The following is a 24,907-nucleotide window of genomic DNA, read 5'->3' as shown; positions in this document are numbered from 1 at the left end:
CTTTCGTCCGCATAGTTCACGGATGCCCGGCGCAGCGCCGTCAAGACTCGGCCGCTCCCATCCGAAGATGCTCGCAAGGAGTGTCTGCTGTGTTGAGACGTCTGATTTCCACCTTTGCTTTTGTATCCGCCGCGCTGTCGCAGAGCGCTCAAGCCGCCGATCTGACTGCCCTGGAAACGCGCTGGCTGCAGGGCATCGCGCCCGTCGTTGCGCATGCCCGCCAGGCGCTGGCCTTGCCGCTGGACATCGTCGTGCAGCCCCAGGCCGAGCCCGGTACGGCGCCGCTGGCGCTGGGCTTTGTCGAGGGCCGCTGCAAGCTGGTGCTGTCGATGCGCGGCAACCCGGAAGGCCAGCGTCAGATCGATGCCATCGACCCCGCACTGCGCGGCCCGGCCCTGGAGCTGATGGCCGCCCATGAACTGGGCCACTGCCGCCGCTATCTGGATGGCGCCTGGCATGGCCTGCCGGCCGGCTTCGTCGCCGCCAAGCCGCCGGACGGCCTGGCGCCGGATCTGCAGCAGGCCTGGTTGAACATGCGCTCCACGCGCCGCGAGGAAGCCTATGGCGACCTCGTCGGCCTGGCCTGGGCGCAGGCGCGTCATCCGGCGCTTTATGCCCAGCTGCACGCCTGGCTGGTGGCCGAGCGATCAGCCGACCTGATTCCCGGCAGCCACCACGACACGCTGGATTGGCTGGCCCTCGTCCGCGACCCGGTCATGCTGAACGGCCGGACGATGTTCGAGGCCGCGGACCGCGTCTGGGCGCGTGGCCTGAGGGACTGAGTCAAGCCCACTGCCGCGCGACGCCTTGGCTGCGCCGCGGCCTACGCCTGCCACACCGCATAGCCCGCTTCCCGCAGGCCGATGGCCAGCTCCACCTCCATGTCGCGGGCCGCGTCATAGGGCATGGGGTTGTAGAACTCATAGAGCTCGGGCATCAAGCGCACGCCGTACTTCAGGACGAAGCGATTGGCCTGCACGCCGGCCATGTGGCGGTCAAAGCGCAGGTCCGGGTCCAGGCCTGTCATGCCGACGTAAAGGCAGGGCTTGACGATGTCGTGGCTGGGGTTGGCCTTGCGGAAGGCCGGTTCATTCCACACGCGCTCCGACAGCAGCACGACGTAGACGTGGTGGTGATCGCGGGAGGGGCGGCGCGGCATGGAAGGCGGATTGTCTGGCGGCGCCTCGATGCGGCCGCGAGCACAAAAAAAGCCCAGCGACCCTCAGGCCGCTGGGTTGAAACGCCTGGGTGTGCACCCTGACAACTGCGATGCCGCATGATACTGTTTATTTGTACAGTATCTTGGGTGCCTGAAGCGTGTCGGAGTCCTCATGCTTGATGACGGGTCCCCCGATCCGGGCCTCGTCATCGGCGGGGTCCGCCGCTAAAACAGGAACTCGAAGTTGCAGTCGGAGATGTCCATGAACGCTCAACACGCTTTCGTATCGCTGCTGCTGGGTGCCGCGCTCATCGGCCTGGCCTTCCTGGGCCTGTCGTTCGGCCATGCGCTGAAACACCATGACCTGGCCCTGTGGGGCCACCATCCGCTGTTCGGGTCGGGCATGGCGTCGCTGATCACCGCCTTGCTGGGCGGCTTCCTCATGTTCAGCCTGCGGGATCGCCAGCACTGACCGCTTGGCAGCCGGGCAGAAGCCCTAGCTGGCCATCATGGCGGTGTAGCGCCGCTGCATTTCCTCAGGCGCCAGTTTCTCGATTGAATGGCCAAGCAGCCACGCGTGGCCGAAAGGATCGCGCAGCCGGCACGAGCGTTCGCCGTAGAACTGATCGGTGGGTGGCATCACCACGGTCGCCCCAGCCGCGACCGCGCGTTCGGCCATCACGTCGGCGTTGTCGACGTGAAGGTGGATGGTGCAGCCGGTGAACCGGTCGCCTTGCGGTCCCACCATGCCGTACTCCGGGAACTCGTCGCACACCATCAGCACCACCGGGCCGAGCTGAAGTTCGACGTGTCCGATCCGGCCCGACGGCTCGACAAGCCGGAAGAGCTCGGTTGCACCGAACGCTTGGCTGTAGAAGGCGATCGCGGCCTTGGCGTCGCGCACCATCAGGTAGGGGAACACTTCGTGGATCTCGCTCATGGAACCTCTCCTTCGTGCGGCGACCTGCCGCGAGGAGCGCAGCCTAGGCGGCGAGGGTGGGCGGTGTATTGGATATTTTTTCAGCGTGCCAGCGCCACATGCGCCAGCTGATCGGCTTGCACGGGCGCATAGCTGCCGGGTGCCATGCCCGCGATCTGCCGGAACTCGCGAATCAGGTGCGACTGATCGAAGTAGCCGGCGCCCGCGGCGATCTGCGCCCAGTCGCGCGGCCCGCAACGCACCAATGACGGCAGCAGCAGGTTGAAGCGCAGCACCCGCGCGTAGCGCTTGGGCGTGAGCCCCACGGCCTGCTCGAAACGACGGATGAACTGTGCGGGGGAGCAGCCGCTTTCGCGCTGCACGGGCTGCACCCGTGCGCCGGCCGGATCGCGCCGAAAGGCCTCGATCGCGAAGGCGGCGAGGGGGTCTGGTGGCGCGCTCGCGTCCAGCCGCTGCAGCAGGAAGTCGTTCAAGCGTTGCAATGCCTGCTGCGGCGATCCCGTGGCTTGCAGCCGCTCTCGCAACTCGCGGGATGCGGGGCCCCAGACATCCTCGAGTAACTCCGTGCGGTTGCGAAGTTCTGGCAACGCGCCACCGAAGAACGCCGCCGCGCCAACGGGCGTGAAGTGCACGCCGACCACGGCCGAGGGGCCTTCGGTGCCGCGCACGCCGAATCGATCGGACGGGCCCTGCACGATGGCGCCACGCAACCGGCGCGCATGGGCGTCCTGCTCGCTGTCGTAGCGGATCAGGTGGTCCTGCAGCAGTGGCACGACGATGTCGGCGCAGCCGGTCGGCAGGCTGCGTTCGCGGGTGTGCGGCAGCGCGCCGCGCTCGCTGTACCAGAGGCTGTCGACGTAGGCCGCCAGCGGCGGGGAGGGGCGTTGGCGAACGAACATGCGCTGCCTTGTAGAGCGGACTCAATCGGGATGCAAGCGCCGATACATTGGCATCCCGTTCGCAAACCTCGCCAGCCGTCGCCGGCACCGCCATGGCCCTGCAGTACCTGACCCTCCCCGTCACCCAGTTCCAGCAGAACTGCTCCCTCGTCTGGTGCGACATCACGAAGGACGCCGCCGTCATCGACCCCGGCGGCGAGTTGCCGCGGCTGCTGGCGGCCGTGCAGGAGCGCGGCCTGAACCTGAAGGCCATCTGGCTGACCCACGCGCACATCGACCACGCCGGTGGCACCGGCCAGCTCGCACGCGAGCAGGGCCTGCCCATCATTGGCCCCCACCCGGGCGACCAGTTCTGGATCGATGGCCTGGCGCAGCAGAGCAAGATGTTCGGCTTCCCGCCGGCCGAGGGCTTCGCGCCCGACCGCTGGCTGGACGACGGCGACACGGTGCAGATCGGCCAGGAGACGCTGGCCGTGCGCCACTGCCCTGGCCACACGCCCGGTCATGTCGTCTTCCACTCGGCCTCGGCCCGGCGCGCCTTCGTGGGTGATGTGTTGTTCGCCGGCGGCATCGGCCGCACGGACTTCCCCGGCGGCAACCACCAGCAACTGCTCGACGCCATCCGAGGCCGGCTGTGGCCGATGGGTGACGACACCATCTTCATTCCGGGCCATGGACCGGAAAGCAGCATCGGAAGGGAGCGCCGGAGCAATCCCTATGTTGCAGATGGCGCCTGAACGACGGTCCGCTGTAATTCGTTCACAAACACATCCCGCAACATTTACGCCTCAGGCCAAACGTGCTCTCCTACGCTTTAAGGATGGCTCGCATGGGGTGGGCCGAGGAGTGCTTCGATGTGGATGTCCGAGTTTGTACAGCCGGGCCAAGTCCCCGGCTCTCGTCCCCGTGAACGCCGTGCGGCGGCCTCGCTATCCAACCAGTGGATGAGCCTGGTGCTGGAGGAGCTGGACCATGGCGTCCTGCTGCTCAACGGCACTGGCCGCGTGCTGCACACCAATCTCGCGGCACGTGCGTCGCTGGATGACAACCACCCGCTCGAGCTCGTCGGCCAGCATCTGCGCGCGCGCCTGCTGACCGACGCGGTGCCCTTGGCCGAGGCGCTGGAGGGCGCCGAGGCCAGCGGCCGCCGCTGCCTGCTGCGCCTGGGCGACGACCGCGCTGAATGCGGCCGCGCCAACGTCGTTGTCGTGCCGCTCAACCGCGACGTCAGCCAGGCCGCCGTGCTGCTGATCCTGGAGCGTCGCCAGCTCTGCGGCGATCTGGCCGCGCAGTGGTTCGCGCTGCGCTACCAGCTGACACCGGCCGAGACCGAGGTGCTCAAGGCCTTGTCCAACGGCGTGAAACCCACCGAGGTTGCGCAGCGCCAGGGCGTGGCCATCTCGACGGTGCGCAGCCAGATCCAGAGCATCCGCGCCAAGAGCGGCGCTGACAGCATTGGTGAGCTGCTGCGCCAGCTCGCGTTGCTGCCGCCGCTGGTGTCGTCGCTGCGCCCCGCCAAGCTGGTCAATTGACGTGAACTAACATCCTGGCGCGCCGTGGGCCTCATGCCCCGGCGTTGCTCGGATGGCTGACGACTCCCTCGACAACGAACTCCTGGCCCTGCCGCCCTCGCTGCGGCTGCTGGCCGTGCGCGGCATGGCGCGCAGCTACCGCAAGGGCGTCGTGCTGATCGAGGAGAGCTCGATCGGCGACAACCTCTACCTGATCCTGTCCGGTTCGCTGCGCGCCTTCGCCAGCGACGTGCGCGGCCGCGAGATCACCTATGGCGTCTACGGCCCTGGCGAATACGTCGGCGAGATGAGCCTGGACGGCGGGCCGCGCTCGGCCAGTGTCATCACCGAGGAAGGCAGCCGTCTCGTCATGGTCACGCGGGCCAGCCTGCTGACCCACATCAGCGAGCACCCCGAGTTCGCCTTCGAGCTGCTGACCAAGGTGATCCGCCGCGCACGGGCGGCCACGTTGTCGACCAAGCAGTTGGCGCTGAACGACGTCTATGGCCGCCTGAAGAACCTTGTCGACGAGTCCACCGGCGATGGCCGCCACCTGGCGCTGACCCACCAGGGCATGGCCCAGCGCCTGGGCTGCTCGCGCGAGATGGTGTCCAAGCTCGTCAAGGATCTGGAGCTGGGCGGCTACCTGAAGCGCGTGGCCGCCGGCGAATACAAGCGCCTGAAGAATCTACCTGCCCGTTGGTGAGCGGCAGTCAGCCGTTGGCTTGCGGTGCTGCCTTGAGCGGCGGCGCAAGGGGGAAGCGCTTGTCCGGCCGCGGCGCGCGCGCGTAGAGGCCTTCCACCTTGGGCAGATTGGCCTGGATGTCGCGGATGCGGGTGCCGCTGGCCGGGTGGGTGGACAGCCACTGCGGCGGCGCCCCCTTGTTGGCGGCCATCATCTTTTCCCACAGCCGCACGGCCGCTGCCGGGTCGTAGCCGGCGCGGGCGGACAGCTCGATGCCCACCAGGTCGGCCTCGGTCTCGTCGTCGCGGCTGAACTTCAGGCTGAACAGCTGCGCGCCCATGCCCGCCGCGGTGCGGCCCAGGTTGCCCAGGCCCAGCAGCGCCGAGCCGAGCTCGACGACCGCGTTCGTCGCGGCCGTCTTGCCGACCCGCTCGCGGGCATGTTCGCGCAGCGCGTGCGCCACCTCGTGGCCCATGATGGCGGCGACCTCGTCGTCCTCCAGCTTGAGCTTTTCGAGAATGCCGTAATAGAAGGCGATCTTGCCGCCGGGGATGCAGAAGGCGTTCAGCTGCGGGCTGCCCAGCAGGTTGACCTCCCACTTCCACTGCCGCGCGCGGTCGTTCCATTCGTAGCTGAAGGGAATGATGCGCTGGGCGATGTAGCGCAGCCTCTGCAACTGCGGGTGTTCCATGGGGGCCAGGCCGCGCTGCTGGCTGGCCTCGCGCATCATCTGCGTGTACTGCTGGCCGCCGGCGTTCTCCAGCTGCTCGGCCGACACGAAGCCGGTGAACTTGCTCTTGGGGCCGACGTCTACGCCCTCGCGCGCCCAGGCCGGCGTGAAGGCGGGCGACAGCGCCGCAGCGCCGAGCAGGCCGGTGAACAGGCGCCTGCCGCGCTGGGCGGGCGGCGCGCAGCGGCCGGCGGCGCAATCCGCACAGGCGCCGAACATCCGGGCCGGCGGGTTCGTGAATTGAAGGTCGTCGTTAACGATGAAGTCGGCGGCATCCATGCCGGCATTGTGCGATGACGATCGCGGCCGTTTCGTAGGACGAGGACGAGCCCTCGTGCCGTAGCGACAATCACCCTCATGGACAGCCAGCAATTCCGCGCCGCCCTCGGCATGTTCGCCACCGGCGTGACCATCGTCACCGTGCGCTCGGCGGACGGCGGCCTCGTGGGCCTCACCGCCAACTCCTTCAATTCCGTCTCGCTGGACCCGCCGCTGGTGCTGTGGAGCCTTGCGCGGCGTGCGGGTTCGCTGCCGGTGTTCTCGCGCGGCACGCACTACGCGATCAACATCCTCGCGGCTGACCAGATGCAGCTCGCCCAGCGCTTCGCCATGCGCGACATCGACCGCTTCGCCGGCGTGCCCTGGCGCGAGGGTGCGGGCGGCGCGCCGGTGCTGGACGGCGCCGTGGCCACCTTCGAGTGCGCCAACCGCAGCCAGTACGAGGAGGGCGACCACGTCATCTTCGTCGGCGAGGTGGAGCGCTGCACGGCGCGGGCCGGCGCCCAGCCGCTGATCTTTCACGGCGGGCGGTACTTCACCGAGTTGCCGCTGTGACAGCGGGTAAGTCCTGGGTTTGCGTTGTCGATCCGGGCAGGCTCTGATCGTCGTCATGGCAGAGGATCGTCCTCTGACCCTTCAGGAAACGCACCATGAGCACCACCAACACCATCACGCTGCACCGCGTGCTGCGCTGCCCGCCCGAGCGAATCTGGCGCGCCTTCACGACGCCCGAGGCCTTTGCCAAATGGCTGCCGCCGCACGGCTTCTTCGCCACCGTGCATGCGATGAACCCGGTGGTGGGCGGCGAGTGGCGCATGTCCTTCACCAACCTCACCACCGGCAACGGCCACAGCTTCGGCGGCCGCTATCTGGAGCTGGAGCCGGGCCGCAAGCTGCGCTACACGGCCACCTTCGACGACCCCAACCTGCCTGGCGAGATGACGACGACGGTCTGGCTGGAGCCGGTGTTCTGCGGCACCGAGATGCGCGTCGAGCAGAGCGGCATCCCGGCCCTGATCCCGGTACAGGCCTGCTACATGGGCTGGCAGGAGTCGTTGACGCTGCTGGCCCAGCTGGCCGAGCCGGAAATCCAGCAGTAGGGCGACTTACTTGACGCCTGGCGTCGGCACGACGGCTGCCATCGCGGCCTTGAAGGCGGGGTCGGCCAGCAGCGCGTTCCACGCCGCCATCAGCGAGCCGTACTCGCCCGACGCGATCTTCTTGGCGTTGATGGCGGCCGTGAGGGTGGCGTTCAGGCGCACCAGCGCGTCGTACTTGGCGTAGCCCTTGCCCTTGAGCTGGGTCACCGCGTAGTTGCTGTAGCCCCAGGCGTTGTTCAGGTTGTTCCAGTCACCGGAGCCGGGCTGGATGTAGACGACGGGTGCCGGCGTTGGCGCCGGAGCAGGCGCAGGCGCCGAGGCCACGGGCGCCGGGGCCGGCGCGGCGACGGGCTTGCCGCAGGTGCCCGTCACGTTGATGCGCACCCAGCCCGTGCTCGGCACACCGTCGACGTTGACGACGACCTTCACGTTGTTGGCGCCGGCGAAGAGATAGGGCTGCGTCCAGATCGTCTTGACGACCTTGGGCACCAGCGCGATCTGCGTGTTCTGCGCGATCAGTGTGTCATTGCTGTAGATGCGGTTGGCGCTGGTGGCGACGGCCGTGTTGCTGACCTCGTCGTACTTGAAGTTGAAGGCGCAGCGACCGAGGCTGGAGATGAAGGCGTCCTTCTCGCTGACGGTGATCTGCGGCATCGCGCCCGAGGCGGTGCCGTTGGCGGCGACGAGCATCGGTGCGGCCTGGGCGATGACGGTCTGGCCGTCGCTCTTGACGATGCGCACGAGGCCGGTGAGCTGGGCCGTCGGGTCAGCGGCGAAGCTGGCCTGGGCGAACAGAGCGAGGGCAGCAGAAATTGCGCTGAGGGCAGTGGCTTGGAACTTCATGGCGTGGTCTTTCGGGTTGATGCAAAGGGTGGGGCTACGAGGCAGTAGCCGGCACCTCCCCGTGTGCCACGCTGCGGACATGTCCTTGTCCGCCTAGGGCGGCCCCGCTATCTGTTGCCCTGGAAAGGCACGAAGACCGGAGGCTTTGCGTCCCCGTCTTTCAACGGGTTTGCCGACTGCATGGACGTCAGTGTGCGGATGTAAGCCGTGTTTTGTCCGTGCGCCAGTTCACGAACAAACACCCCCGCCCGGCGAGCGGTGCGAGGCTCGCGACGAGCGGTTTTTTGAAGCTTGCGGCCGGCTTGCTCAGGCCGCGCGACCGGCCGGCAGGGCCGATGGTGCTTGGCTGAGCGCCCGCCAGCGCCAGGCCAGCAGCGCGGCACTCAGCACCAGGCTGATGCCGGCCAGCAGCCAGACCAGTCCGTCCAGCCAAACGCACAAGCCCCACAGCACCGCGTTCAGCAGGAAGAAGCCAAGCACCGGCTTCGAGGTTGTCCAGGGCGTGGGCGCGCGCATGGTGGCGGGTGCGCGTGTCAGGTTCAGGATGCCCATCGGCAGGGCCGCTACGGACAGGCTCAGCAACGCTGGACTGCCGGTCAGCAGCAGCAGGCCGCCCAGCAGCAGCGTCGTCACGCCCCAGGCGAGCAGGAAGTGGCGCAGCTGGATGAATGCCACCGCGCGGTTCAGCTGGCGGCCCTGAGGCATGCCGGGCAGCAGCACCAGCAGCGCTTGTTCGCGCCGGGTATGCCAGAGCATGTTGCGCAGCCCGAAGCCGGGAGTGAAGCCGGTGAGGGCCAGCACAAAGCCGATGGCGCCCGTCGCGTTGCCGAAGATGGCGTTCGGCCCAACGTTCAGCAGCGCGAAGAACAGTGCGAAGCCCAAGCCTATGCATGGCAGCGACAGGGCCGCACCCACCCCTTGGCGCAGCCAGTGCTGGAGGCCGTGCAGCGCAAGTTCGGCGCGCGCCATCACGCTGGCCTGTCGCGGCTGCGCCCGGGCCAGCAGCCGCGAGAGCCACTTGGCCGCGAGCGTGTCGACCGGCCGGGCGAACCATTCGCCGGCGCGTCCGGGCGTGCTGACGCTGCCGCGGTTGCCGGCCATGCCGCTGCGTGCCAGCTTGAGCGCGCTCTGCCGCCGCGCGTAGGTGTTACGGTGGTCGACGTCCCCGGTGCCGTAGATCCGCGCCAGCAACGCACCCAGCACGACCAGGCTCAGCGCCAGCCAGACCCAGGGCTGGATCTGCCAGAAGTCGACCAGCGCATGCCACTGCGGTGCCAGGCGCTCGTGCAGACGCAGCGGCGCGATGAAGGACGGGGTCACGTACAGCACGATCGCCCAAAGCCAGTGGCGCTGGCCCCAGGCGGCGACGACCCCGATCACGGCGGCCGCCAGCAGCAGGGGTGGCAGCGGCACGTTGCCCGCGAGCGCTAGCCACGCCAGCACACCCTGCACGCCACTGATCAAGAGCCAGACGATCAGCGTGGCCTGGCGCAGCCGCCGCAGGTGCCCGGGCACGAGGCGGGTGGTGGTGGGGTGGTTCTGCTCCAGCAGGTTCACGAGCAGCATCACCCACAGCCCGAACGACGCGAGGACGAGCACCGTGCCGGCGATGGCGATGCGCAACTGCATGACCGGCATGAACCACAGCGCGACGCACAGGCCGGCCAGCACCACGCCGTAGAACAGGGGGCGGAACCAGCGGCTGCTGTCCATGTTCGACTGGCGCCAGAACGCCAGCAGGATCTGGTTGAAGCTTGCGGTCATGGTCAGGTCAGTTCGGCGAACAAGTCGTCCAGGTTCACGCGGTCGGCGGCCACGTCGGCCGGCAGCGCGGCATTGGCCGGCAGCCGCGCCAGCACGCGCTCGCGGCCGGCCTCCAGCGGCGTGCGCTTGAGGGGCTGTGCGCCCAGGCGGCCCATCAGGCCGGCCATCTCGGACACGCTGCCGGTGAAGGCGCGCACCTGGTCCAGCAGCTCGTCCAGCGGGGCCTGCAGCGCGATGCGGCCCTGGCTCATGAAGGCGAGATTGAAGGCCACGCGTTCCAGGTCCGACAGGATGTGGGTGGAGAACACGACGGTGGTACCGCGGTCCAGCACCTGGTCCACCAGCTCGCGCAGGAAGTCGCGCCGGCCCACCGGGTCCAGGCTGGCGACGGGCTCGTCCAGCACCAGCAGGTCGGGCTCGTGGGCCAGAGCCCGGATGATGGACAGGCGCTGCTGCTGGCCGCCCGAGAGCTTGCGGATAGGCCGGTCGCGCGGGATCTCCCAGCGCGACAGCAGGCCCTCCACGCGCGACTCGTTCCAGCGCGGGTAGAAGCTCCTGAAGTAGGCCAGCAGCTGCGTCGCCGTGAAGCCTTCGAACAAGTCGTTCTGCTGCGGCACATAGCCGATGCGCGCGCGCGCCGTGTCGTCCAGCCGTGCAGCATCCTGGTCGAAGACCTTCACGTTGCCGGCCTGCGGCTCACGCAGGCCCAGCAGCGTTTCCAGCAGCGTCGTCTTGCCGGCGCCGTTGCGACCCAGCAGGCCCACGACCTGGCCGGGCAGCAGCTGCCAGTCCAGGTTGCGCAGCACGCTGCTGCCTTCGGCGTAGGACAGGCTCACGCCGCTCAGTTGGGCGCTAGGGGATTCGGTATGCGGAAAGTGAGTCATCAGGCTTGCTCGTCGAGGATGGTCTTGAACAACTGCAGGGTCTGCGCCTTCGTTAGCTCCAGCTGGTGCGCTTCGGCAGCGGCTTTTTCCAGCGTCGGGCGCAGCAACTCGACGCGGTCGGCGGTGGGCTGGGCCTTCTGGTGCTGGGCCGCCACCACCATGGACAGGCCACGCCGGCGCTCCAGCACGCCCTCCATCTCCAGCATCGAATAGGCCTTGGAGATGGTCATGGGGTGCACGGCCAGTGCCTGGGCCAGCTCGCGCACGGAGGGGATCTCGTCGCCCGCCTTCAGCTGCCCCGCCGCGACGCGCCGCCTGACCTGCTCGATGAGCTGGCGGTAGATCGGCTCGGGCGAGCCGGTGTTGATGTGGACGAAGTGGGTGGGATCCATGTGTACTGCCAACGTGTACTAGTACGATAGTACACATGGACAGTTGCCGTCAAGCCTTTGCACGAAACGGTGGAGCGGGTGCTGGCGTTGAGCGGCATCGCTCGGGCGCAGCCGAAGGCCCGGGCGGGGCTTTGGCCGATCTGTGCCCGTCGCGCTGTAGTGCGGAACGGTAAGGCTTTGTTCAGCCCGGTTAACGGCGCAAGGATTGCTCACAGCTCGGTACGTTTGCCCCGGAGGGACTGCCTAGAGTCGCGCCTCTTCTTCCTTCACGAGCCTACCGATGTCGAGACTTTCGCCCCTGATCGTTGCCAGCAGCGTCCTGTTGCTGAGCGCTTGCGCCACCAAGGATTTCGTCAAGGAGACCGTCGCGCCGGTGCAGACCAGCGTGGACGGCCTCGGCACCCGCGTGCAGGCGCATGACGACGGCCTCAAGGCCCTGGATGGCCGTCTGCAGGGCAGCGAGGCGCGCATGCTGGCCCTGCTGCAGCAGGAGGCTGCGGCGCGAACCCAGGCCTTCAACAATCTGCCCAAGCCACCCGGCCTGCTGATGAGCGCCGTGCTGACCGATGACAAGATCAAGTTCAGCTCGGGCCGCGCCCAGCTCACCGAGCAGGCCGGCCAGGAACTCGATCAGATCGTCGCCAAGCTCAAGGCCGACAACCAGCCGGTGTTCGTCGAAATCCAGGGCCACACCGACGCGACCGGCAGCGACACGATCAACCAGCAACTGGGCCTCAAGCGGGCCGAAGCCGTGCGCCTGCACCTGGCCCGCGCCGGCCTGCCGCTGGCGCGCATGGCAACCATCAGCTACGGCGAATCTGCGCCCCTGGCCGACAACAACACCCGCGAAGGCCGCAGCACGAACCGGCGTGTTCAGCTGATCGTGATGCGCTGAGCTGGGGGGGAGCCGCTCGGCTCTCGCCCGGTATCAACCGCTGCCTGCCCGACGCGAATACCGCGCTCGGGTACTCCGGCCAGCCGTAGCCCACGCTGCAAGGGGTTGGGATGCCCATGTGCAGCCTGGCTGCCTGAGGGGTGCGCCTGGGGGCCCTCGACGGCGTGCTGAAAATTGCCGAAGCGCGCGATGCGCGGGCGTAGGATGGTTCGCAGTCTCGGCTCCGCGGGGACCTTCATGATGCAGACCCACCGTCGGCGCTGGCTGGTGATCGCGATGCTTGCTGCCGCGGGCGCCGGGGCCGAGCCCATCGACGAAGACCTGGCCCTGGTCTATGGCGACAAGGCCACCGTCAGCATCGCGACCGGCAGCGCCCAGCCCCTGCGCCGCGCGCCGGCCGTGGCGACCGTCATCACGGCCCAGGACATCGCGGCGATCGGCGCGACCGATCTCGACGAAGCCCTGGCCACCGTGCCGGGCCTGCATGTCAGCTACGGCCCCATCATGTACACGCCGCTCTACGGCATGCGCGGCCTGCTGAGCCAGCCGCTCAACGCGCAGGTGCTGCTGATGCTCAACGGCCAGCCGATGAAGACCGCGTACACAGGCGACAAGGGCAATACCTGGGCCGGCCTGCCGCTGGAGAACGTCGCGCGCATCGAGGTGCTGCGCGGCCCCGGCTCGGCCCTCTACGGCGCCGACGCCTTCGCCGGCGTGATCAATATCGTGACCAAGGGCCCGGCCGATCTGCGGGGCACCGAGGCCGGCCTGCGCGGCGGCTCCTTCCGCGGCCGCGATGCCTGGCTCCAGCATGGCGGCAATCTCGGGCCGCTGGCGCTGGGCGCCTACTTGCGCGTCGGCACAACCGATGGCCATGGCGCGACGGTCACGGCCGACGGTGCGACGCGGCTGGACAACCTGTTCGGCACCCATGCGAGCCGCGCTCCCGGGCCAGCCAATGTCGGCCACGATGCGCTGGATGCGGGCCTGGACCTCGGCTGGGACAAGTGGCGGCTGCGCGTCAACAAGGTCGTGCGCCGCAATGCCGGCACCGGCGCCGGCGTCAACTCGGCCCTCGATCCCGACAGCGTGATCGACATGGACCGGCTGATGGCCGACCTGGGCTGGGCCGACGCGCAGTTCGCGCCCGGCTGGGCCGCCGGCTTCAGCGCGGCGCTGCACAACTATCACGAGCAAACGCCGCGCGGCCTGATCCTGTTTCCAGCCGGCATCCGCGTCGGGCCCAACCTGTTTCCGGACGGCATGATCGGCGGCCCGGCGCGTTGGGAGCGCATGTGGCGCCTGGACGCGCATGCGGTCTATGGCGGCTTCCACGGCCACAGCCTGCGCATCGGCGTCGGCCACGACGACACCGACCTCTACCGCGCCGACACGCACAAGAACTTCATCCTGACGCCGACCGGCGTGCCGGTGCCGACAGGGCCTGTCGTCGACTACAACGCCATCCAGCCCCACATCCGGCCTTCGCAGCGCCACAGCAACTATGTTTACGGCCAGGACGAATGGCGCGTCGCGCCCGACTGGACGCTGACCGCCGGCGTCCGCCACGACCGCTACTCCGATTTCGGCGGCACCACCAACCCGCGCCTGGCCCTGGTCTGGGAGGCCGCCTACAACGTGACGGCCAAGCTGATGCACGGGCGTGCGTTCCGCGCACCGGGCTTCAGCGAGCAGTACACGATCAACCCGGTCAGCACCGGCAACCCGGACCTCAGGCCCGAGCGCATCAAGACGACCGAGTTCGTGCTCGCCTGGGCGCCGCGCGCCGAGCTGCAGCTCAATCTGAGCTTGTACCGGCTCGACGCGGTCGACATCGTGCGCGTTGTTGCCAACCCGGCGCCGGCCACCGGCGCGACCTACCGCAACGCTGGCCGGCTCACGGGCCGCGGCGGTGAGCTCGAGCTGCGGTGGGATGCGCTGCGCCAGCTGAGCGTGACGGGTCATCTGGCCTTCCAGCGCGCCACCGACCGCGCGACCCAGGCCGATGCCGGCTACGCGCCGCATCAGCATCACTACTTGCGCGTCGACTGGCGTTTGCCTGCCGAGTGGCTGGTCAGCGGCCAGACCAACCGTGTTGCCGACCGCAAGCGCGCGGCTGGCGATGCGCGGCCGCCGGTGGCCGACTACACAACCTTCGACCTGACCGTGCGGCGCCTGGCCGCGACCCTCGGCTGGGAAGCCTCGGCCTCGCTGCGCAATGCGTTCAATGCCGACGCCCGCGAGCCGACCCTGCCCGGCGGCGTGCTGCCCAACGATCTGCCGCTGGCCGGGCGCTGGTTCTGGCTGCAGGCCCTGCACCGTTTCTAGGACTGCGCACAATGCAGGCTTTCACGTTCCCGCCCTCCACCATGCGCCGCCTGCTGATTGCCTCCGCCCTGTTCCTGTCCTTTGCCGCTCAGGCTCAGGTCAAGGTCGACGACCCCTGGGTGCGCGCCACCGTCGCGCCGCAGAAGGCCACCGGCGCCTTCATGCAACTGACCTCGGCCAAGCCGGTCAAGGTCGTCGCGGCCAGTTCGCCGGTGGCGGCCGTGGTGGAGATCCACGAGATGAAGATGGACGACGGCGTCATGAAGATGCGCGCTGTGGACGCGCTGCCGCTGCCGGCCGGCCAGGCCGTGGCGCTCAAGCCTGGCAGCTATCACGTCATGCTGATGGGCCTCAAAGCCCCGATCAAGGCCGGTGAGACCGTGCCGCTGACGCTGACCGTCGAGGGCGAGGACAAGCAGCGCGCCACGGTCGAGATCAAGGCCGAGGCGCGGGCGCGTTGAATCCCGGCGCAAACCGCTCAAGTCCGGGGCGGGGCTGCCGAAAACACCGTTAAGTCTTGAAAGGCCGCCATGGTGAACGCCGTCAACTCCACTCCCAGCGCCGCGACGGCTGCCGTGGCCGCGAAGACTGCCGCGGCACCATCAGCCACAGCTCCACGGCCGGCCGCCGAAGCGCCGGCGGCGGCGGTGGTCAGCGTGTCGACCGCTGGCGCCGAGCGTGCCCGCGCGGCAGCCGCCCGTGCCCCGGTGGAGGCGCCCACCAGCAAAGTGTTTGCAGAGGCCGACACCAACCAGGACGGCACCGTCTCCGACCAGGAGCGCCTGACCGAAGCCGCCCAGCATGCGGCCCAGCAGGCCCTGCTGCAGGGTAGCAGCAATCTGGACGAGGCCTTGCAGGCCTACCAGGCCATCGCGTCCCTGGCCGACGTCCAGCGCTGAGGACGCTGGCGCGCCTCAGGCCTTGACGGCCTTGGCAGCCTTGGCGGCGTTGGCCGCGACGGCATCCGCCAACCGGGGCCACAGCGCCTCGGGCAGGTCGTGCCCCCAGCCATCGATCAGCTCCAGCTGGGCGCCGGGAATCCGGCGCGCCAGGTCGTGTGCGGCCGCCACCGGGATCAGCGCGTCATGCTCGCCGTGGATGACCAGCGTCGGAGCCGTGATGCGCGACAGGCGCTCGGCCCGGTGACTGTCCGCCGCGATGGCCACCAGCTGGCGCGCCACGGCCTGCGGGCGAAACGAGCGCTTCACACCGCGGCCGATGCGCTCGCGCAGAGAGGCCGGCTCGGGCGGATAGCCGGGGCTGCCGATGACGCCGTACAGCTTCACGTAATGGTCCAGCGTGTTCTCGAACTTCTGTTCGGGTGTGCTGGAAGGCTTGGGCCGCGTCAGCATCGCGCGGCGCACCTTCAGGCTTTCCTTGGGCAGGCTGCGGTGTCCGCTGGTGGTCATCATCAGCGCCAGGCTCTTCACCCGCTGGCCGTGGGCGAAGCCCAGGTGCTGGGCCACCATGCCGCCCATGGAGGCGCCGCAGATGTGGGCCTTGGGCAGCCCCAGGGCATCCAGCACGCCGACGGCGTCGCGCGCCAGGTCGGCGATCTGGTAAGGCGCCTTGACCGGCAGGCGCAGCGTGTGCAGCAGCGCCGCCAGCGGGATGTTGGGCACGCCGAGGCCATCGAAGGACTGGGACAGCCCGACGTCGCGGTTGTCGAAGCGGATGACGCGAAAGCCCTTGGCGACGAGCTGCTCGACGAGGCCCTCGGGCCAGGCGATGAGCTGCATACCCAGGCCCATGATCATCAGCAGCGGCTCGCCGCTGTCCGGGCCGTGGATGTCGACTTCGATCTGGACCCCGTTGGCGCTGAGCTGCATCGGATCAGCCGAGTTCGGACTGTTTCTCGATGACGCGCGACACCAGGCCGTACTCGATGGCCTCGCCGGTGCTCATCCAGAAGTCGCGCTCGATATCCACGGCCACGCGTGACAGCGGCTGGCCGGTTTCCTTGGCGATGACGGCGGCGATGCGCTCGCGGGTGCGGATGATCTCGCGGGCCTGGATGGCGATGTCGCTGGCCTGGCCGCCGGCGCCACCGGCGGGCTGGTGGATCATGAAGCGCGTGTTGGGCAGCGCCACACGGCGCTCCTTGGGCACCGCCAGGTAGATGTGCGTGCCGGCGCTGGCCACCCAGCCGGTGCCGACGATGGTGACCGGCGCGCGCACGAAACGGATCATGTCGTGGATGGCGTCGCCGCTCTCCACATGGCCGCCGGGCGACGAGATCAGCAGCGTGATCGGGGCGTCGGACTCCTGCGAGAGCGCCAGCAGGCGGCGGCAGGTGGCGTGCGCCATCTTGTCGTCGATCTCGCCGAAGACCATGACGAAGCGGCCCTTGAAGAGCAGCTGCTCTTCGTGTTTCTCGGGGGCGTCTTTCTTGGCGGCCTTGTCTTCGGCGGCGAGGGTGTGGTGTTGCATGGTCGGAGTCCGGGTTAAGGGCGATACCTTACCGCGAGAACGGATGTGACTGGGTGGGTGAGGGCGTTGGCCTCGGCGAGGGCGGCTCGGGGCTAGTGCGTGTCGGGCCACAGCACGACATCGCCGGTCTCGTCGTAAGCCGGGAACATGGTGAAGTTGACGATCACGCCGTCCACCTCCCAAAAGAGCAGGCCATGCTGGTCGCTCTCGTGCGATTTGCCGAACTCATCGAAGTCCTGCGGCACCAGATCTGCGATCCCGGCTTTCGCGGCCAGGTCCGGTAGCGCCACGGCCGAAACACCGATGAGCTGGACGCCGCCGAGGGTCGCGGAGCCATCGAGCACATCGATCGCCTCCAGCTTCCACTGCTCATCCTCGCCAAAGGTGATCTGGACTTGGCGCAGCGAATAGTCCCATCGCTCCGCGGTGCCCGCGAAGTCGGATTCGACCTTCTCGATCAAATCGGGCTCGCCGGCTGCGGCGCGCACCTCGGCGCGGGTCATGCCGAAGATAAACGGCGGAAATCCTCTCAGCGGGAAAGCGGCACTCATGGATTCAGCGAGCTGGATTGATGGCAGAGCCGCAAGTGTGAGGCCGCCGACGCGGCGCCCCTGCCAGCTCACTCCGCTTGCGTCGGCGTCCTGTAAAACCACCGCCGCGCCCCCTTGGGCTCAAACGGTTTCCAAGCCCCATCCGGCTGCGCCAGCCGATCCGCCAGCGCGTACAGCGCGATCGGGTTCACGCCCAGGCCGATGTGGCTGGCCTGCACCTCGATGTTCTCGGCCAGCGGCGAGGGCTCGTTGACGCTGCAGCGCCAGGCGACGACGCCGTCGCTCTTGGAGTAGATGGACGTCGTCGGCACCGGCGGGGCCTGGCGGATCTGGGCCATCAGCTCGGGGTCGTTGGACGCGTGGCCGCTGACCATCTCGAAGAAGCGCCAGGCATTCGTTGCGCGCGGGTGGCCGGTGAAGGGCGTGCCGAGCGTGACGACGCAGCGCGTGATGTCCGGGCATTCCTTGGCCAGCTCGCGGGCGTAGATGCCGCCCAGACTCCAGCCCAGCAGGCTGACCTTGCGATGGTGGCGGCGGTGCAGGGCCTGCAGGTCGTGCGTGATCTGCTCCAGCACGCCGGCGCGCGGGCCGAAGTTGAAGCCCTGGCCCCAGGGCTGGGTCGCGTAGCCCAGCGAATCCAGCATGGCGCGCAGCGGCGCCGTCGTCAGGTCGTTGGCGCCCAGGCCGGGGAAGACGAGCACCGGATGGCCGTCGCCGCGCGGCAGCTTCCTCAGCCAGGGCGTGGCGGCCAGCAGCGCGGCGTATTCCCACGGCGCGCGGCCCTCCAGCATCAGCAGCCAGGCGTTGGGCGCGCGCAAGTCGGACCAGTCGGGGTGAGGGGTGGTGGGGGTCTGTTGCCAGCGCGAGAAGCGCGGCGAGCGGATGGCGGGCATGCGGAAAGCGGTTTCAGGCGAGGCACGGCGATGTTAGCCAGCTGTCGCCTGTTTTCGGGGCGTGCTTGCCCGGGGCTGCGGTGTCGCGTTGGCGACGCGGCCGTCATTTCAAAGGGGTCTTGGAGCACTGGGTGGCGCTGAGCTTCTTCCAATTGCCTTCGGTATCAAAAGTCTGGGCCAAGGAATAGGTCAGGTAGAACAAGACGGCCACCATCAGGGGCATTACTGTCAGAACCAGCCAGGCGTGGAGCCTGGCGCGCCACCCGGTCACTGCAATGGTGTCGTGAAACACGACCGTGTCCAAGGGCGGCGCATAGCCGCCGCGCAGCACACGCACGGCCCAGAGGACCGCCAATCCGGCGGCAACGGCAAGCACTGCCGGCAACCCGGGGAAAAACATTCGCAATAGCCAACGCACCGCTTGCGTGGGACCGATGTGGTCGCACAGCCATGCGACGGCGGTGTATCTCGGGACAAATTGCACCGTCAGGACCACTGGCAGAGCCAGCAGGAAGGCAGGCACCATCCGCTTTAGTGCACGTTTGCGCTGGGCCTTGATTACGACGGCGCCTGCGCTGGCTGGGTAACGCGCGAGACGCTCCTCAATCGAGGGCTGACTCAGTTGCAGTTTGATCTTGCCATTCGTGACACCCCACAAGACGGCGGCTCCGCCCAGCAGCAGCGCTCCGATGCCTATCCAATCCCAATCGAGCTCGCCCATCGGCGATCAAGCCGCCTTGGCCACTCGCCGCTTCGCTGGCGCCTTCTTCACCACTGTCTTCTTGGCTGCCACCTCCTTAACCGTTGCTTTCTTCGCCGGCGCCTTCTTCACCGCCGGCGCTGGCTCAGGCTCGACGACCTCAGCCACCGGCAACGCCTGGAACTCCATGAACGCCGCCTCGACATAAGCCGACAACTCCGCCGTCTCCGGCAGCGCCTCGCCGCAGGCCATCAGGCCGATGTCCAGCGACTGGTTGTAGGTCTGCACCGTCACGTTCAGCGCCAGGCCGTGCACGGCGATGGAGGTGGGGTAGTTGGTCAGCATCTGCGCGCCGGCCAGGTACAGCGGCAGCTGCGGCCCCGGCACGTTGGAGATGACGACGTTGGCGATGACGGGCAGCTTCTCGGCCACCTTGGCGCGGCCGTAGAGCATGGCGCCGGCCTGCATCAGCCAGGGGATGCCCAGGCTCGGGAAGTCGGTCGGCATCAGGCTCTTGAGCTCGCTCATCTGCGCCTTCATCGCCTTGCTGGAGGCCATCACGTGGGCCAGGCGCTCGGAGGGGTTGCTGAGCTGGGTGCCCAGGCTCATGAAGGTCATCGTGGCCTGGTTGTTGGACGTGGTGTCACCGGCCGCGCGCGTGGACACGGGCACGGCGGCGATCAGGCTCTTGCGCGGCAGCGGGCCGTGCTTGGCGAAGTAGCGCCGCAGCGCGCCGCCGATGACGAAGAGCACTGCGTCGTTGACGCTGGCGTGGTGGCGCTTGCGTGTGCGGTGCAGCTCGGCAAGCGGCAGCGTGACGCCGGCGAAGGAGCGGGTGTCCGACAGGCTGACGTTGAAGCGCGTGCGCGGCGCCGGGCCGAGGCTGGAGACGGCCTTCTTGCCGCGCACCACCGCCGTCGTCTGCGAGGCCACGCCCGAGAGCAGCGCGCGCAGCTTGTCCACCGAGGCCTCGGCCGCCGCGCCGCCCAGCGACTTGACCGCCATGCCGCCGAGGATGGTGGCCGCGTTGGGCAGGGAGCGGGCGAGCTTGACGGTCTGCTTCCACTGCTGGGACACGGCTGCGCGCAGCATGCCGACGGTGCCGAGCTGGCCGCGCTTCTTGCCGCGGGCGGCGATGGCGTCGATGGCGCGCGGCTCGGGGCTCAGGTCGAGGATGACCTGGGCCAGCGCGACGGCGGCCTGGCCGTCCACCGCGGCGTGGTGGAGCTGGGTGTAGAGGGCCACGCGGGGCTGGCCGTCGGGGCCGGATTCCAGGCCGGTGAAGACATGGAACTTCCACAGCGGGCGGGTGCGGTCCAGCAGCACGGGGTGCAGGGCACCCACCTGGGCTTCCAGCTCGGCCATGCCGCTGCCTTCGGGCAGGGGGATCTCGACGATGTGGTCTTCGAGGTCGGGGTCGGCGTCCACCCAGCCGGGGTTGGACAAGCCCAGCGGCATCGCGATGAGGCGGCGGCGCAGGGCCGGCAGCAGCGGCATGCGGGCCCGCATGTGCTCGCGCAGGTCTTCGACGTAGTCGCCGTCGTAGCCGACGGGTAGTTCCAGCAGGTGCAGGGCGCCGACATGCATCGGCATCTGCGGCGTTTCCAGGTAGAGGAAGCTGGCGTCGAGGCCGGCGAGCTGTTTCATCGGGCTGTCTCCTGGGCTTTTGTCAGCCCAGCATACCCGCGCTGCCGGCCCCGAGGGTCTCGGGGGCGACCCTCCCGGGTCGCCTTTCAATCACTCTTCAGGAACAAAGATCCACAGCAGGATGTAGAGCAGGATGCCGCTGCCGAAGGCCAGGAAGAGCACCGTGAAGATCAGGCGCCAGACCCAGGAGTCCAGCCCCGTGGCGCGGGCCACGCCGCCGCAGACGCCGCCGATCCAGCGGTCCACCCGGGCGCGGCGCAGGCCGTTGACGGCACCGACGTTCGGGCTTGCGGCGCCGCTCGCGCCGTAGGCGGCCTGGCCGCCCAGCAGGCGGGCCTTGGCCTTGGCGAATTCCTCGTCGCTGAGCACACCGCGGGCGTGCAGGTCAGCCAGTTTGTTGAGTTCGTCGGCGTCGTTCATTTTGGGCTCCTTTCGGTGTTGATGGGGTGAAGCCTAGCGGCACCGCCCGTGGAGGCGAGGGGCTTGCGACAGTCGGTCGAAATCGTGGGACGCGGCCGCGGAAATCAACGGACAGGCTGTTTGCTCGGATCGATGTCGACGAACTGCCAGAAGTCCTGCCAGAACAGCGGTCGGCGAAAGCCGCTCATCCAGGGCTGCTCGATGTCGGTCAGGATGCGGTGCACGTGCACCTTGTAGGCCATGTAGGTGATGGCCAGGCGCTTGGACTCCTTGAACAAGGCCTCGCGCTCCGGGCCATCGGGCATGGCCTGCATGCGGTCGTACAGGGCATCCAGGCGGGCGTCCTTGAAGCGCGGCAGGTTCTGCGTGCCACTGGCGGGGCCGTAGTAGCGCTGCAGGGCTCCCTGGCCGTCCGGCTGTGCGGCGGTCGAGCCCACTGGCCACATCTGATAGTTGCCGGCCTGGGCGGCCTTGAGGTTCTCCGGCCATTGCTGGATCTTGAGCTGCAGCTTGATGCCGATGGCGCGCAGGGCCTTGTCCCACAGTTCGTCGATGGAACGGTTCAGCGAGTTGGGCTCGGTGTTGCGGGTGATGACCAGGGCGCTGCCATCCGGCAGGTCGCGCCAGCCGTCGCCGTCCTTGTCGACGTAGCCGTACATGTCGAGCAGGGCCTTGGCGCGCGCCGGGTCGTAGTCGCTCATCTCGCTCTTGAAGGTGGGGTCGTAGCCCGTCGTGTGCGGCACGATGGGTGCCTGCGCCGGCACGGCGCGGCCGCGGCGGGCCAGCAGGATCTCGCGGTTGACGTCGTAGGACAGCGAGATCGCGCGGCGCAGCGCCACCTTCTCGGGCGCCATGCCGCCAATGACCGGATCCTCCATGTTGAAGCAGGTCAGCGTCATGTCCGGCGCCAGCGTGAACACGGCCTGCATGCCGCGCCGGGCGAGGTTGGGGGCGATCTTGCCGCCGGGTGCGGCCTGGGTGATGAACTCCTCGGGCACGCGCTCGATGAAGTCGTGCTCGTTGTTCAGGAAGGCCAGCCAGCGCGGCTGGCGCTCGACGATGACGTCGATGACGACGCGGTCGACCATCGGGATGCGGCGACCCTTGAACTTGGCGAGGATGGCCTGGGCTTCGGCATCGTCGGCCGCGGGTTGCGACTCGTAGTGGCGCTCGCGGTAGGCGGGGTTGCGCTCCAGCACCATCTGCGAGCTGCGCCGCCATTCCTTCAGCACGAAGGGGCCGGTGCCGACGGGATGCTCCGAGATCTTGTCGCCGTAGAACTCGACGACCTCGCGCGCCATGGCGCCGTAGAGGTCGTTGCCGGCAAAGATGGACTCGACCAGCCGCGGCCGCGGGCCCACGGTCTTGATCTGCAGCGTGTAGCGGTCCAGGGCCTTCACGCCTTCGACTTCCGCGTCGTAGGGGAAGGGCTTCTTGGATTTGATGATCTGGTTGCGCAGCTCGTCCAGGCCGACGAGGCCGGCGTCCTCGTAGCTGATCCAGCCCTGGGCGTTGTTGGCCGGGTCGGCGTAGCGCTTGATGCTGTAGACGAAGTCCTGGGCCGTGACCTCGCGCTTGTTGCCCTTGAAGGCGGGGTCGTCGGCGAAAAAGATGCCGGGGCGGATCTTGATCCGGAAGGTCTTGAAGTCGGCGCTGATCTCGGGCTCGCCGTCGGCGATCAGCGGCACGATGCGGGTGGGCCGGGCTAGCGGGTCGTAGGTGTAGAGCGACTCGAAGATGTGGGCGGTGACGGAGCGCGAGTAGATGTCGCTCAGCCGCACCGGGTCGAAACCCGTCTCGGCGATCAGGAACGCGTAGCGCAGCGTCTTCACCTGGTCAGCGGCCTGTGCCGGGCTTCCCAGCGACAGGCAGACGGCCAATGCGGCGAGCAGTTGTTTCATCGGGGCCTCGGGTGGCTTACTTGGCTTTGGGTGCGGCGGGTTCGACGTCGACGTACTTCCAGAAGTCGCGCACGAAGATGTTGCGGCTGTAGCCCTTGACCCAGGGGTGGGCCATGTCCGTCCAGATGCGGTGGACGTGGAACTTGTAGGGCGCGTAGGCAATGAGCAGGCGCTGGGCCTCGGTCATCAGCGCCAGGCGCTCTGGGCCGTCGGGCAGGGCCTTCTGCTTCTCGTAGATGGCCTCGAAGGCTGGCAGATCGAAGCGCGGCTTGTTGGCCTTGCCCTTGGCCGCGCTGGAGCCCAGCGCCAGGAAGGTGTCGCCGTCGGGGGTGGAACCGACCCAGCCGACACCCCACATCTGCAGCTTGCCGCCGTTGGCGGCCTTGAGCTGCTCGGGGAACTTGCCGATCTTGAAGGTCATGCGGATGCCGAGCGCGGCCATGTTCTTCTGCCACTGCTCGGCGAGCTGGCGGCGCTCGCCGTCGGCCAGCGTCGAGTACTCGATCGCCAGCGGCTTGCCGTCGGGCTGCTCGCGCCAGCCGTCGCCGTCGCGGTCGATGTAGCCGTACATGTCCAGCAGCGCCTTGGCCTTGGGCAGGCTGAATTCGGTCATCTCGGACTTGAAGGCCGGGTCGTAGCCGAACACCGTCGTCGGCACGGGGCCCTGGCTCTTGAGCGCCTGGCCGCGGCGCACGAGGCGGATCTCCTTGTCCAGGTCCACGGCCAGGTTGATGGCGCGGCGCAGCGCGATGCGCTCCGGCGTGTAGCCGCCCACGACCGGGTCTTCCATGTTGAAGTAGCTCAGGGAAATGTCGGCGCGCGGATAGCGCGTCATCGTGATGCCCTGCTTGGCGAGGTTGGGCGCCAGGTGGTTGCCGGGTATCGCCACTGACGCAAAGTCGATGGGCACCTCCTCGATGACATCGGCTTCGCCGCGCAGGAAGGACAGCCAGCGCGGCTGGGCTTCTTCGATGATGTCGATCTCGACGCGGTCCACCAGCGGCAGTTTCCTGCCTTGCAGCGCGGCTACCTCGGCCTTGAGCTTGTCGCTGGCGTCGGGCGGCGCGGTCTCGACGTAGCGCACGTCGCGATAGTTGGGGTTCTTCTCGAGCACGACGCGCGAGCTGCGCCGCCACTCCCCCAGCTGCCAGGCATTGGTGCCCACCGGGTGCTCCATGATCTTGTCGCCATAGAACTCGACCACCTCGCGCGCCACGGCGCCCAGGAAGCCGGCATCGGCAAACTGGTGGATGAAGCGCGGGTCGCCCAGGCCGAGCTTGATCTGCAAGGTGTAGCGGTCCAGCACCTTCAGGCCCTCGACCTCGCGGTCGTAGTCGAAAGGTTTCTTCGCCTTCATCAGCTGCTGGCGCAATTCCGACAGGCCGAGGATCTTGACGTTCTCCAGCAGGTAGAGGTTGCCGCTCTTGAGCTTGGGGTCGTAGTGGCGCTTGATGCTGTAGGCGTAGTCGGCCGCCGTCAGCTCCCGCTTGGCGCCCTTGAAGGCCGGGTCGTCGGAGAACAGGATGCCCGGCTTGACCTTCATCGTGATGGTCTTGAAGTCGGCGCTGATCTCGGGCATTTCCGACAGCGTCGCGGGGCGCAGCTTGAAGGGACGGGCGCCGAAGTCGTATTCCAGCGGCGAGTCCAGGATGCCGGCGACGATGGCCTTGGAGTAAAGATCGGTGATCTGAGCCGGGTCGAAACCGGTCTCGGCCACCTTGAAGGCGTAGCGCAGCACCTTCTGTGGCGAGGGGCTCTGGGCCTGGACGCAGAATGCGGCGCAGGCCAGCAGCAGGCCGGTCAGCTGGGGGAGAAGCTTCATCTCGGATGGGCGCAGGCTCGAAAGAAGGGCGGAGTCTAGTGAAACCGTCAAGCCACGCGGCAAGTCAGCTCGCATAGACTCCGGCGCGTTTTCTGGTGTAACCCCGCCCGCTGCGGGGTTTGTGGTTTCTTGGA

Annotated in this window: 28 protein-coding genes and 1 riboswitch; of the genes, 11 read left to right on the top strand and 17 right to left on the bottom strand. The window is 68.3% G+C overall.

Translation table 11 applies throughout. The annotated features are described in order from the left end of the window. Nucleotides 1-92: 92 nt before the first annotated feature. Nucleotides 93-782, top strand: a complete 690-nt coding sequence (locus AC07V5_RS02505) for a hypothetical protein (RefSeq protein WP_495113964.1) — start codon at nt 93-95, stop codon at nt 780-782. Nucleotides 783-823: 41 nt separating this feature from the next. Here AC07V5_RS02505 and AC07V5_RS02500 read toward each other — a convergent pair whose 3' ends face one another. Then, entirely contained in the window at nt 824-1,159 is a 336-nt protein-coding gene (locus tag AC07V5_RS02500; protein ID WP_495113962.1) for a hypothetical protein, read from the bottom strand. 262 nt (nt 1,160-1,421) lie between these two features. Between AC07V5_RS02500 and AC07V5_RS02495 the strand changes: the two genes are divergently transcribed. After that, nucleotides 1,422-1,631 carry a hypothetical protein gene (locus AC07V5_RS02495; RefSeq protein WP_495113960.1) on the top strand — a complete coding sequence of 70 codons (210 nt, stop codon included), beginning with the start codon at nt 1,422-1,424 and terminating at the stop codon, nt 1,629-1,631. Between the two features lie 24 nt (nt 1,632-1,655). Here the strand turns inward: AC07V5_RS02495 and AC07V5_RS02490 are convergent, their stop codons facing one another. Further along, entirely contained in the window at nt 1,656-2,099 is a 444-nt protein-coding gene (locus tag AC07V5_RS02490; RefSeq protein WP_495113958.1) for a VOC family protein, read from the bottom strand. Nucleotides 2,100-2,179: 80 nt separating this feature from the next. Continuing rightward, on the bottom strand, nt 2,180-2,998 hold the full coding sequence (locus tag AC07V5_RS02485; protein WP_495113956.1) for a DUF6597 domain-containing transcriptional factor: 819 nt from the start codon (nt 2,996-2,998) through the stop codon (nt 2,180-2,182). Between the two features lie 92 nt (nt 2,999-3,090). Between AC07V5_RS02485 and AC07V5_RS02480 the strand changes: the two genes are divergently transcribed. The 3 genes from AC07V5_RS02480 to AC07V5_RS02470 all read left to right on the top strand — a co-directional run bounded on the left by AC07V5_RS02480 (nt 3,091) and on the right by AC07V5_RS02470 (nt 5,215). Continuing rightward, nucleotides 3,091-3,735 carry an MBL fold metallo-hydrolase gene (locus AC07V5_RS02480; RefSeq protein ID WP_495113954.1) on the top strand — a complete coding sequence of 215 codons (645 nt, stop codon included), beginning with the start codon at nt 3,091-3,093 and terminating at the stop codon, nt 3,733-3,735. A 207-nt stretch (nt 3,736-3,942) separates the two neighbouring features. Next, nucleotides 3,943-4,530 (top strand): helix-turn-helix transcriptional regulator, encoded by a 588-nt coding sequence (locus tag AC07V5_RS02475; protein WP_495113952.1) that lies wholly within the window; start codon nt 3,943-3,945, stop codon nt 4,528-4,530. A 52-nt stretch (nt 4,531-4,582) separates the two neighbouring features. Next, on the top strand, nt 4,583-5,215 hold the full coding sequence (locus AC07V5_RS02470) for a Crp/Fnr family transcriptional regulator (protein WP_495113950.1): 633 nt from the start codon (nt 4,583-4,585) through the stop codon (nt 5,213-5,215). 7 nt (nt 5,216-5,222) lie between these two features. Here the strand turns inward: AC07V5_RS02470 and AC07V5_RS02465 are convergent, their stop codons facing one another. After that, entirely contained in the window at nt 5,223-6,143 is a 921-nt protein-coding gene (locus AC07V5_RS02465) for a M48 family metallopeptidase (RefSeq protein ID WP_495115653.1), read from the bottom strand. A gap of 138 nt (nt 6,144-6,281) precedes the next feature. Between AC07V5_RS02465 and AC07V5_RS02460 the strand changes: the two genes are divergently transcribed. Both AC07V5_RS02460 and AC07V5_RS02455 read left to right on the top strand, forming a co-directional pair. Continuing rightward, complete coding sequence (locus AC07V5_RS02460; RefSeq protein ID WP_495113948.1) at nt 6,282-6,758, top strand: flavin reductase family protein; 477 nt, start codon at nt 6,282-6,284, stop codon at nt 6,756-6,758. 95 nt (nt 6,759-6,853) lie between these two features. After that, nucleotides 6,854-7,303: an SRPBCC family protein gene (locus tag AC07V5_RS02455; protein WP_495113946.1), complete on the top strand. Its 450-nt coding sequence runs from the start codon at nt 6,854-6,856 to the stop codon at nt 7,301-7,303. Between the two features lie 6 nt (nt 7,304-7,309). Here AC07V5_RS02455 and AC07V5_RS02450 read toward each other — a convergent pair whose 3' ends face one another. From AC07V5_RS02450 to AC07V5_RS02435, 4 genes are all read right to left on the bottom strand, one after another. Then, nucleotides 7,310-8,146: a hypothetical protein gene (locus AC07V5_RS02450; protein ID WP_495113944.1), complete on the bottom strand. Its 837-nt coding sequence runs from the start codon at nt 8,144-8,146 to the stop codon at nt 7,310-7,312. A 94-nt stretch (nt 8,147-8,240) separates the two neighbouring features. Then, nucleotides 8,241-8,330, bottom strand: a riboswitch (cyclic di-GMP riboswitch). A gap of 122 nt (nt 8,331-8,452) precedes the next feature. Then, nucleotides 8,453-9,910 (bottom strand): hypothetical protein, encoded by a 1,458-nt coding sequence (locus AC07V5_RS02445; RefSeq protein ID WP_495113942.1) that lies wholly within the window; start codon nt 9,908-9,910, stop codon nt 8,453-8,455. 2 nt (nt 9,911-9,912) lie between these two features. After that, the gene (locus AC07V5_RS02440) at nt 9,913-10,794 is read right to left on the bottom strand and encodes an ABC transporter ATP-binding protein (protein WP_495113940.1); all 882 of its coding nucleotides are present in this window, start codon (nt 10,792-10,794) and stop codon (nt 9,913-9,915) included. After that, nucleotides 10,794-11,186 (bottom strand): GntR family transcriptional regulator, encoded by a 393-nt coding sequence (locus AC07V5_RS02435; protein ID WP_495113938.1) that lies wholly within the window; start codon nt 11,184-11,186, stop codon nt 10,794-10,796. Before AC07V5_RS02435 ends, AC07V5_RS02440 begins: the two co-directional genes overlap by 1 nt. Before the next feature lie 280 nt (nt 11,187-11,466). Between AC07V5_RS02435 and AC07V5_RS02430 the strand changes: the two genes are divergently transcribed. The 4 genes from AC07V5_RS02430 (at nt 11,467) to AC07V5_RS02415 (ending at nt 15,308) form a co-directional block, all read left to right on the top strand. Continuing rightward, on the top strand, nt 11,467-12,081 hold the full coding sequence (locus tag AC07V5_RS02430; protein ID WP_495113936.1) for an OmpA family protein: 615 nt from the start codon (nt 11,467-11,469) through the stop codon (nt 12,079-12,081). Between the two features lie 240 nt (nt 12,082-12,321). Next, on the top strand, nt 12,322-14,409 hold the full coding sequence (locus tag AC07V5_RS02425; protein WP_495113934.1) for a TonB-dependent receptor plug domain-containing protein: 2,088 nt from the start codon (nt 12,322-12,324) through the stop codon (nt 14,407-14,409). An 11-nt stretch (nt 14,410-14,420) separates the two neighbouring features. Further along, nucleotides 14,421-14,870: a copper chaperone PCu(A)C gene (locus AC07V5_RS02420; protein ID WP_495113932.1), complete on the top strand. Its 450-nt coding sequence runs from the start codon at nt 14,421-14,423 to the stop codon at nt 14,868-14,870. A 69-nt stretch (nt 14,871-14,939) separates the two neighbouring features. Then, nucleotides 14,940-15,308, top strand: coding sequence for a hypothetical protein (locus AC07V5_RS02415; protein WP_495113930.1), 369 nt, complete (start codon nt 14,940-14,942; stop codon nt 15,306-15,308). Nucleotides 15,309-15,323: 15 nt separating this feature from the next. Here the strand turns inward: AC07V5_RS02415 and AC07V5_RS02410 are convergent, their stop codons facing one another. The 9 genes from AC07V5_RS02410 to AC07V5_RS02370 form a co-directional block, all read right to left on the bottom strand. Beyond that, a complete protein-coding gene (locus AC07V5_RS02410) occupies nt 15,324-16,238 on the bottom strand; it encodes an alpha/beta fold hydrolase (RefSeq protein WP_495113928.1) in 915 nt (304 codons plus the stop codon). Between the two features lie 4 nt (nt 16,239-16,242). After that, nucleotides 16,243-16,839 carry an ATP-dependent Clp protease proteolytic subunit gene (locus tag AC07V5_RS02405; RefSeq protein ID WP_495113927.1) on the bottom strand — a complete coding sequence of 199 codons (597 nt, stop codon included), beginning with the start codon at nt 16,837-16,839 and terminating at the stop codon, nt 16,243-16,245. 92 nt (nt 16,840-16,931) lie between these two features. Further along, complete coding sequence (locus tag AC07V5_RS02400) at nt 16,932-17,390, bottom strand: hypothetical protein (RefSeq protein ID WP_495113925.1); 459 nt, start codon at nt 17,388-17,390, stop codon at nt 16,932-16,934. A gap of 68 nt (nt 17,391-17,458) precedes the next feature. Beyond that, nucleotides 17,459-18,283, bottom strand: a complete 825-nt coding sequence (locus AC07V5_RS02395) for an esterase/lipase family protein (RefSeq protein ID WP_495113923.1) — start codon at nt 18,281-18,283, stop codon at nt 17,459-17,461. Nucleotides 18,284-18,386: 103 nt separating this feature from the next. Continuing rightward, entirely contained in the window at nt 18,387-19,004 is a 618-nt protein-coding gene (locus tag AC07V5_RS02390; protein ID WP_495113921.1) for a hypothetical protein, read from the bottom strand. 6 nt (nt 19,005-19,010) lie between these two features. Continuing rightward, entirely contained in the window at nt 19,011-20,630 is a 1,620-nt protein-coding gene (locus AC07V5_RS02385; protein WP_495113919.1) for a wax ester/triacylglycerol synthase family O-acyltransferase, read from the bottom strand. A 90-nt stretch (nt 20,631-20,720) separates the two neighbouring features. Further along, nucleotides 20,721-21,050, bottom strand: a complete 330-nt coding sequence (locus AC07V5_RS02380) for a PspC domain-containing protein (RefSeq protein ID WP_495113918.1) — start codon at nt 21,048-21,050, stop codon at nt 20,721-20,723. Between the two features lie 104 nt (nt 21,051-21,154). Beyond that, nucleotides 21,155-22,951: an ABC transporter substrate-binding protein gene (locus tag AC07V5_RS02375; protein ID WP_495113916.1), complete on the bottom strand. Its 1,797-nt coding sequence runs from the start codon at nt 22,949-22,951 to the stop codon at nt 21,155-21,157. Between the two features lie 16 nt (nt 22,952-22,967). Next, a complete protein-coding gene (locus tag AC07V5_RS02370; RefSeq protein WP_495113913.1) occupies nt 22,968-24,773 on the bottom strand; it encodes an ABC transporter substrate-binding protein in 1,806 nt (601 codons plus the stop codon). Nucleotides 24,774-24,907 lie beyond the last annotated feature (134 nt).

It is taken from the genome of Roseateles sp. GW821-FHT02E12 (genome assembly GCF_059421665.1).
Note: the sequence above shows the minus strand (reverse complement) of the source record. Positions and strands in the feature narration are given on the sequence as shown.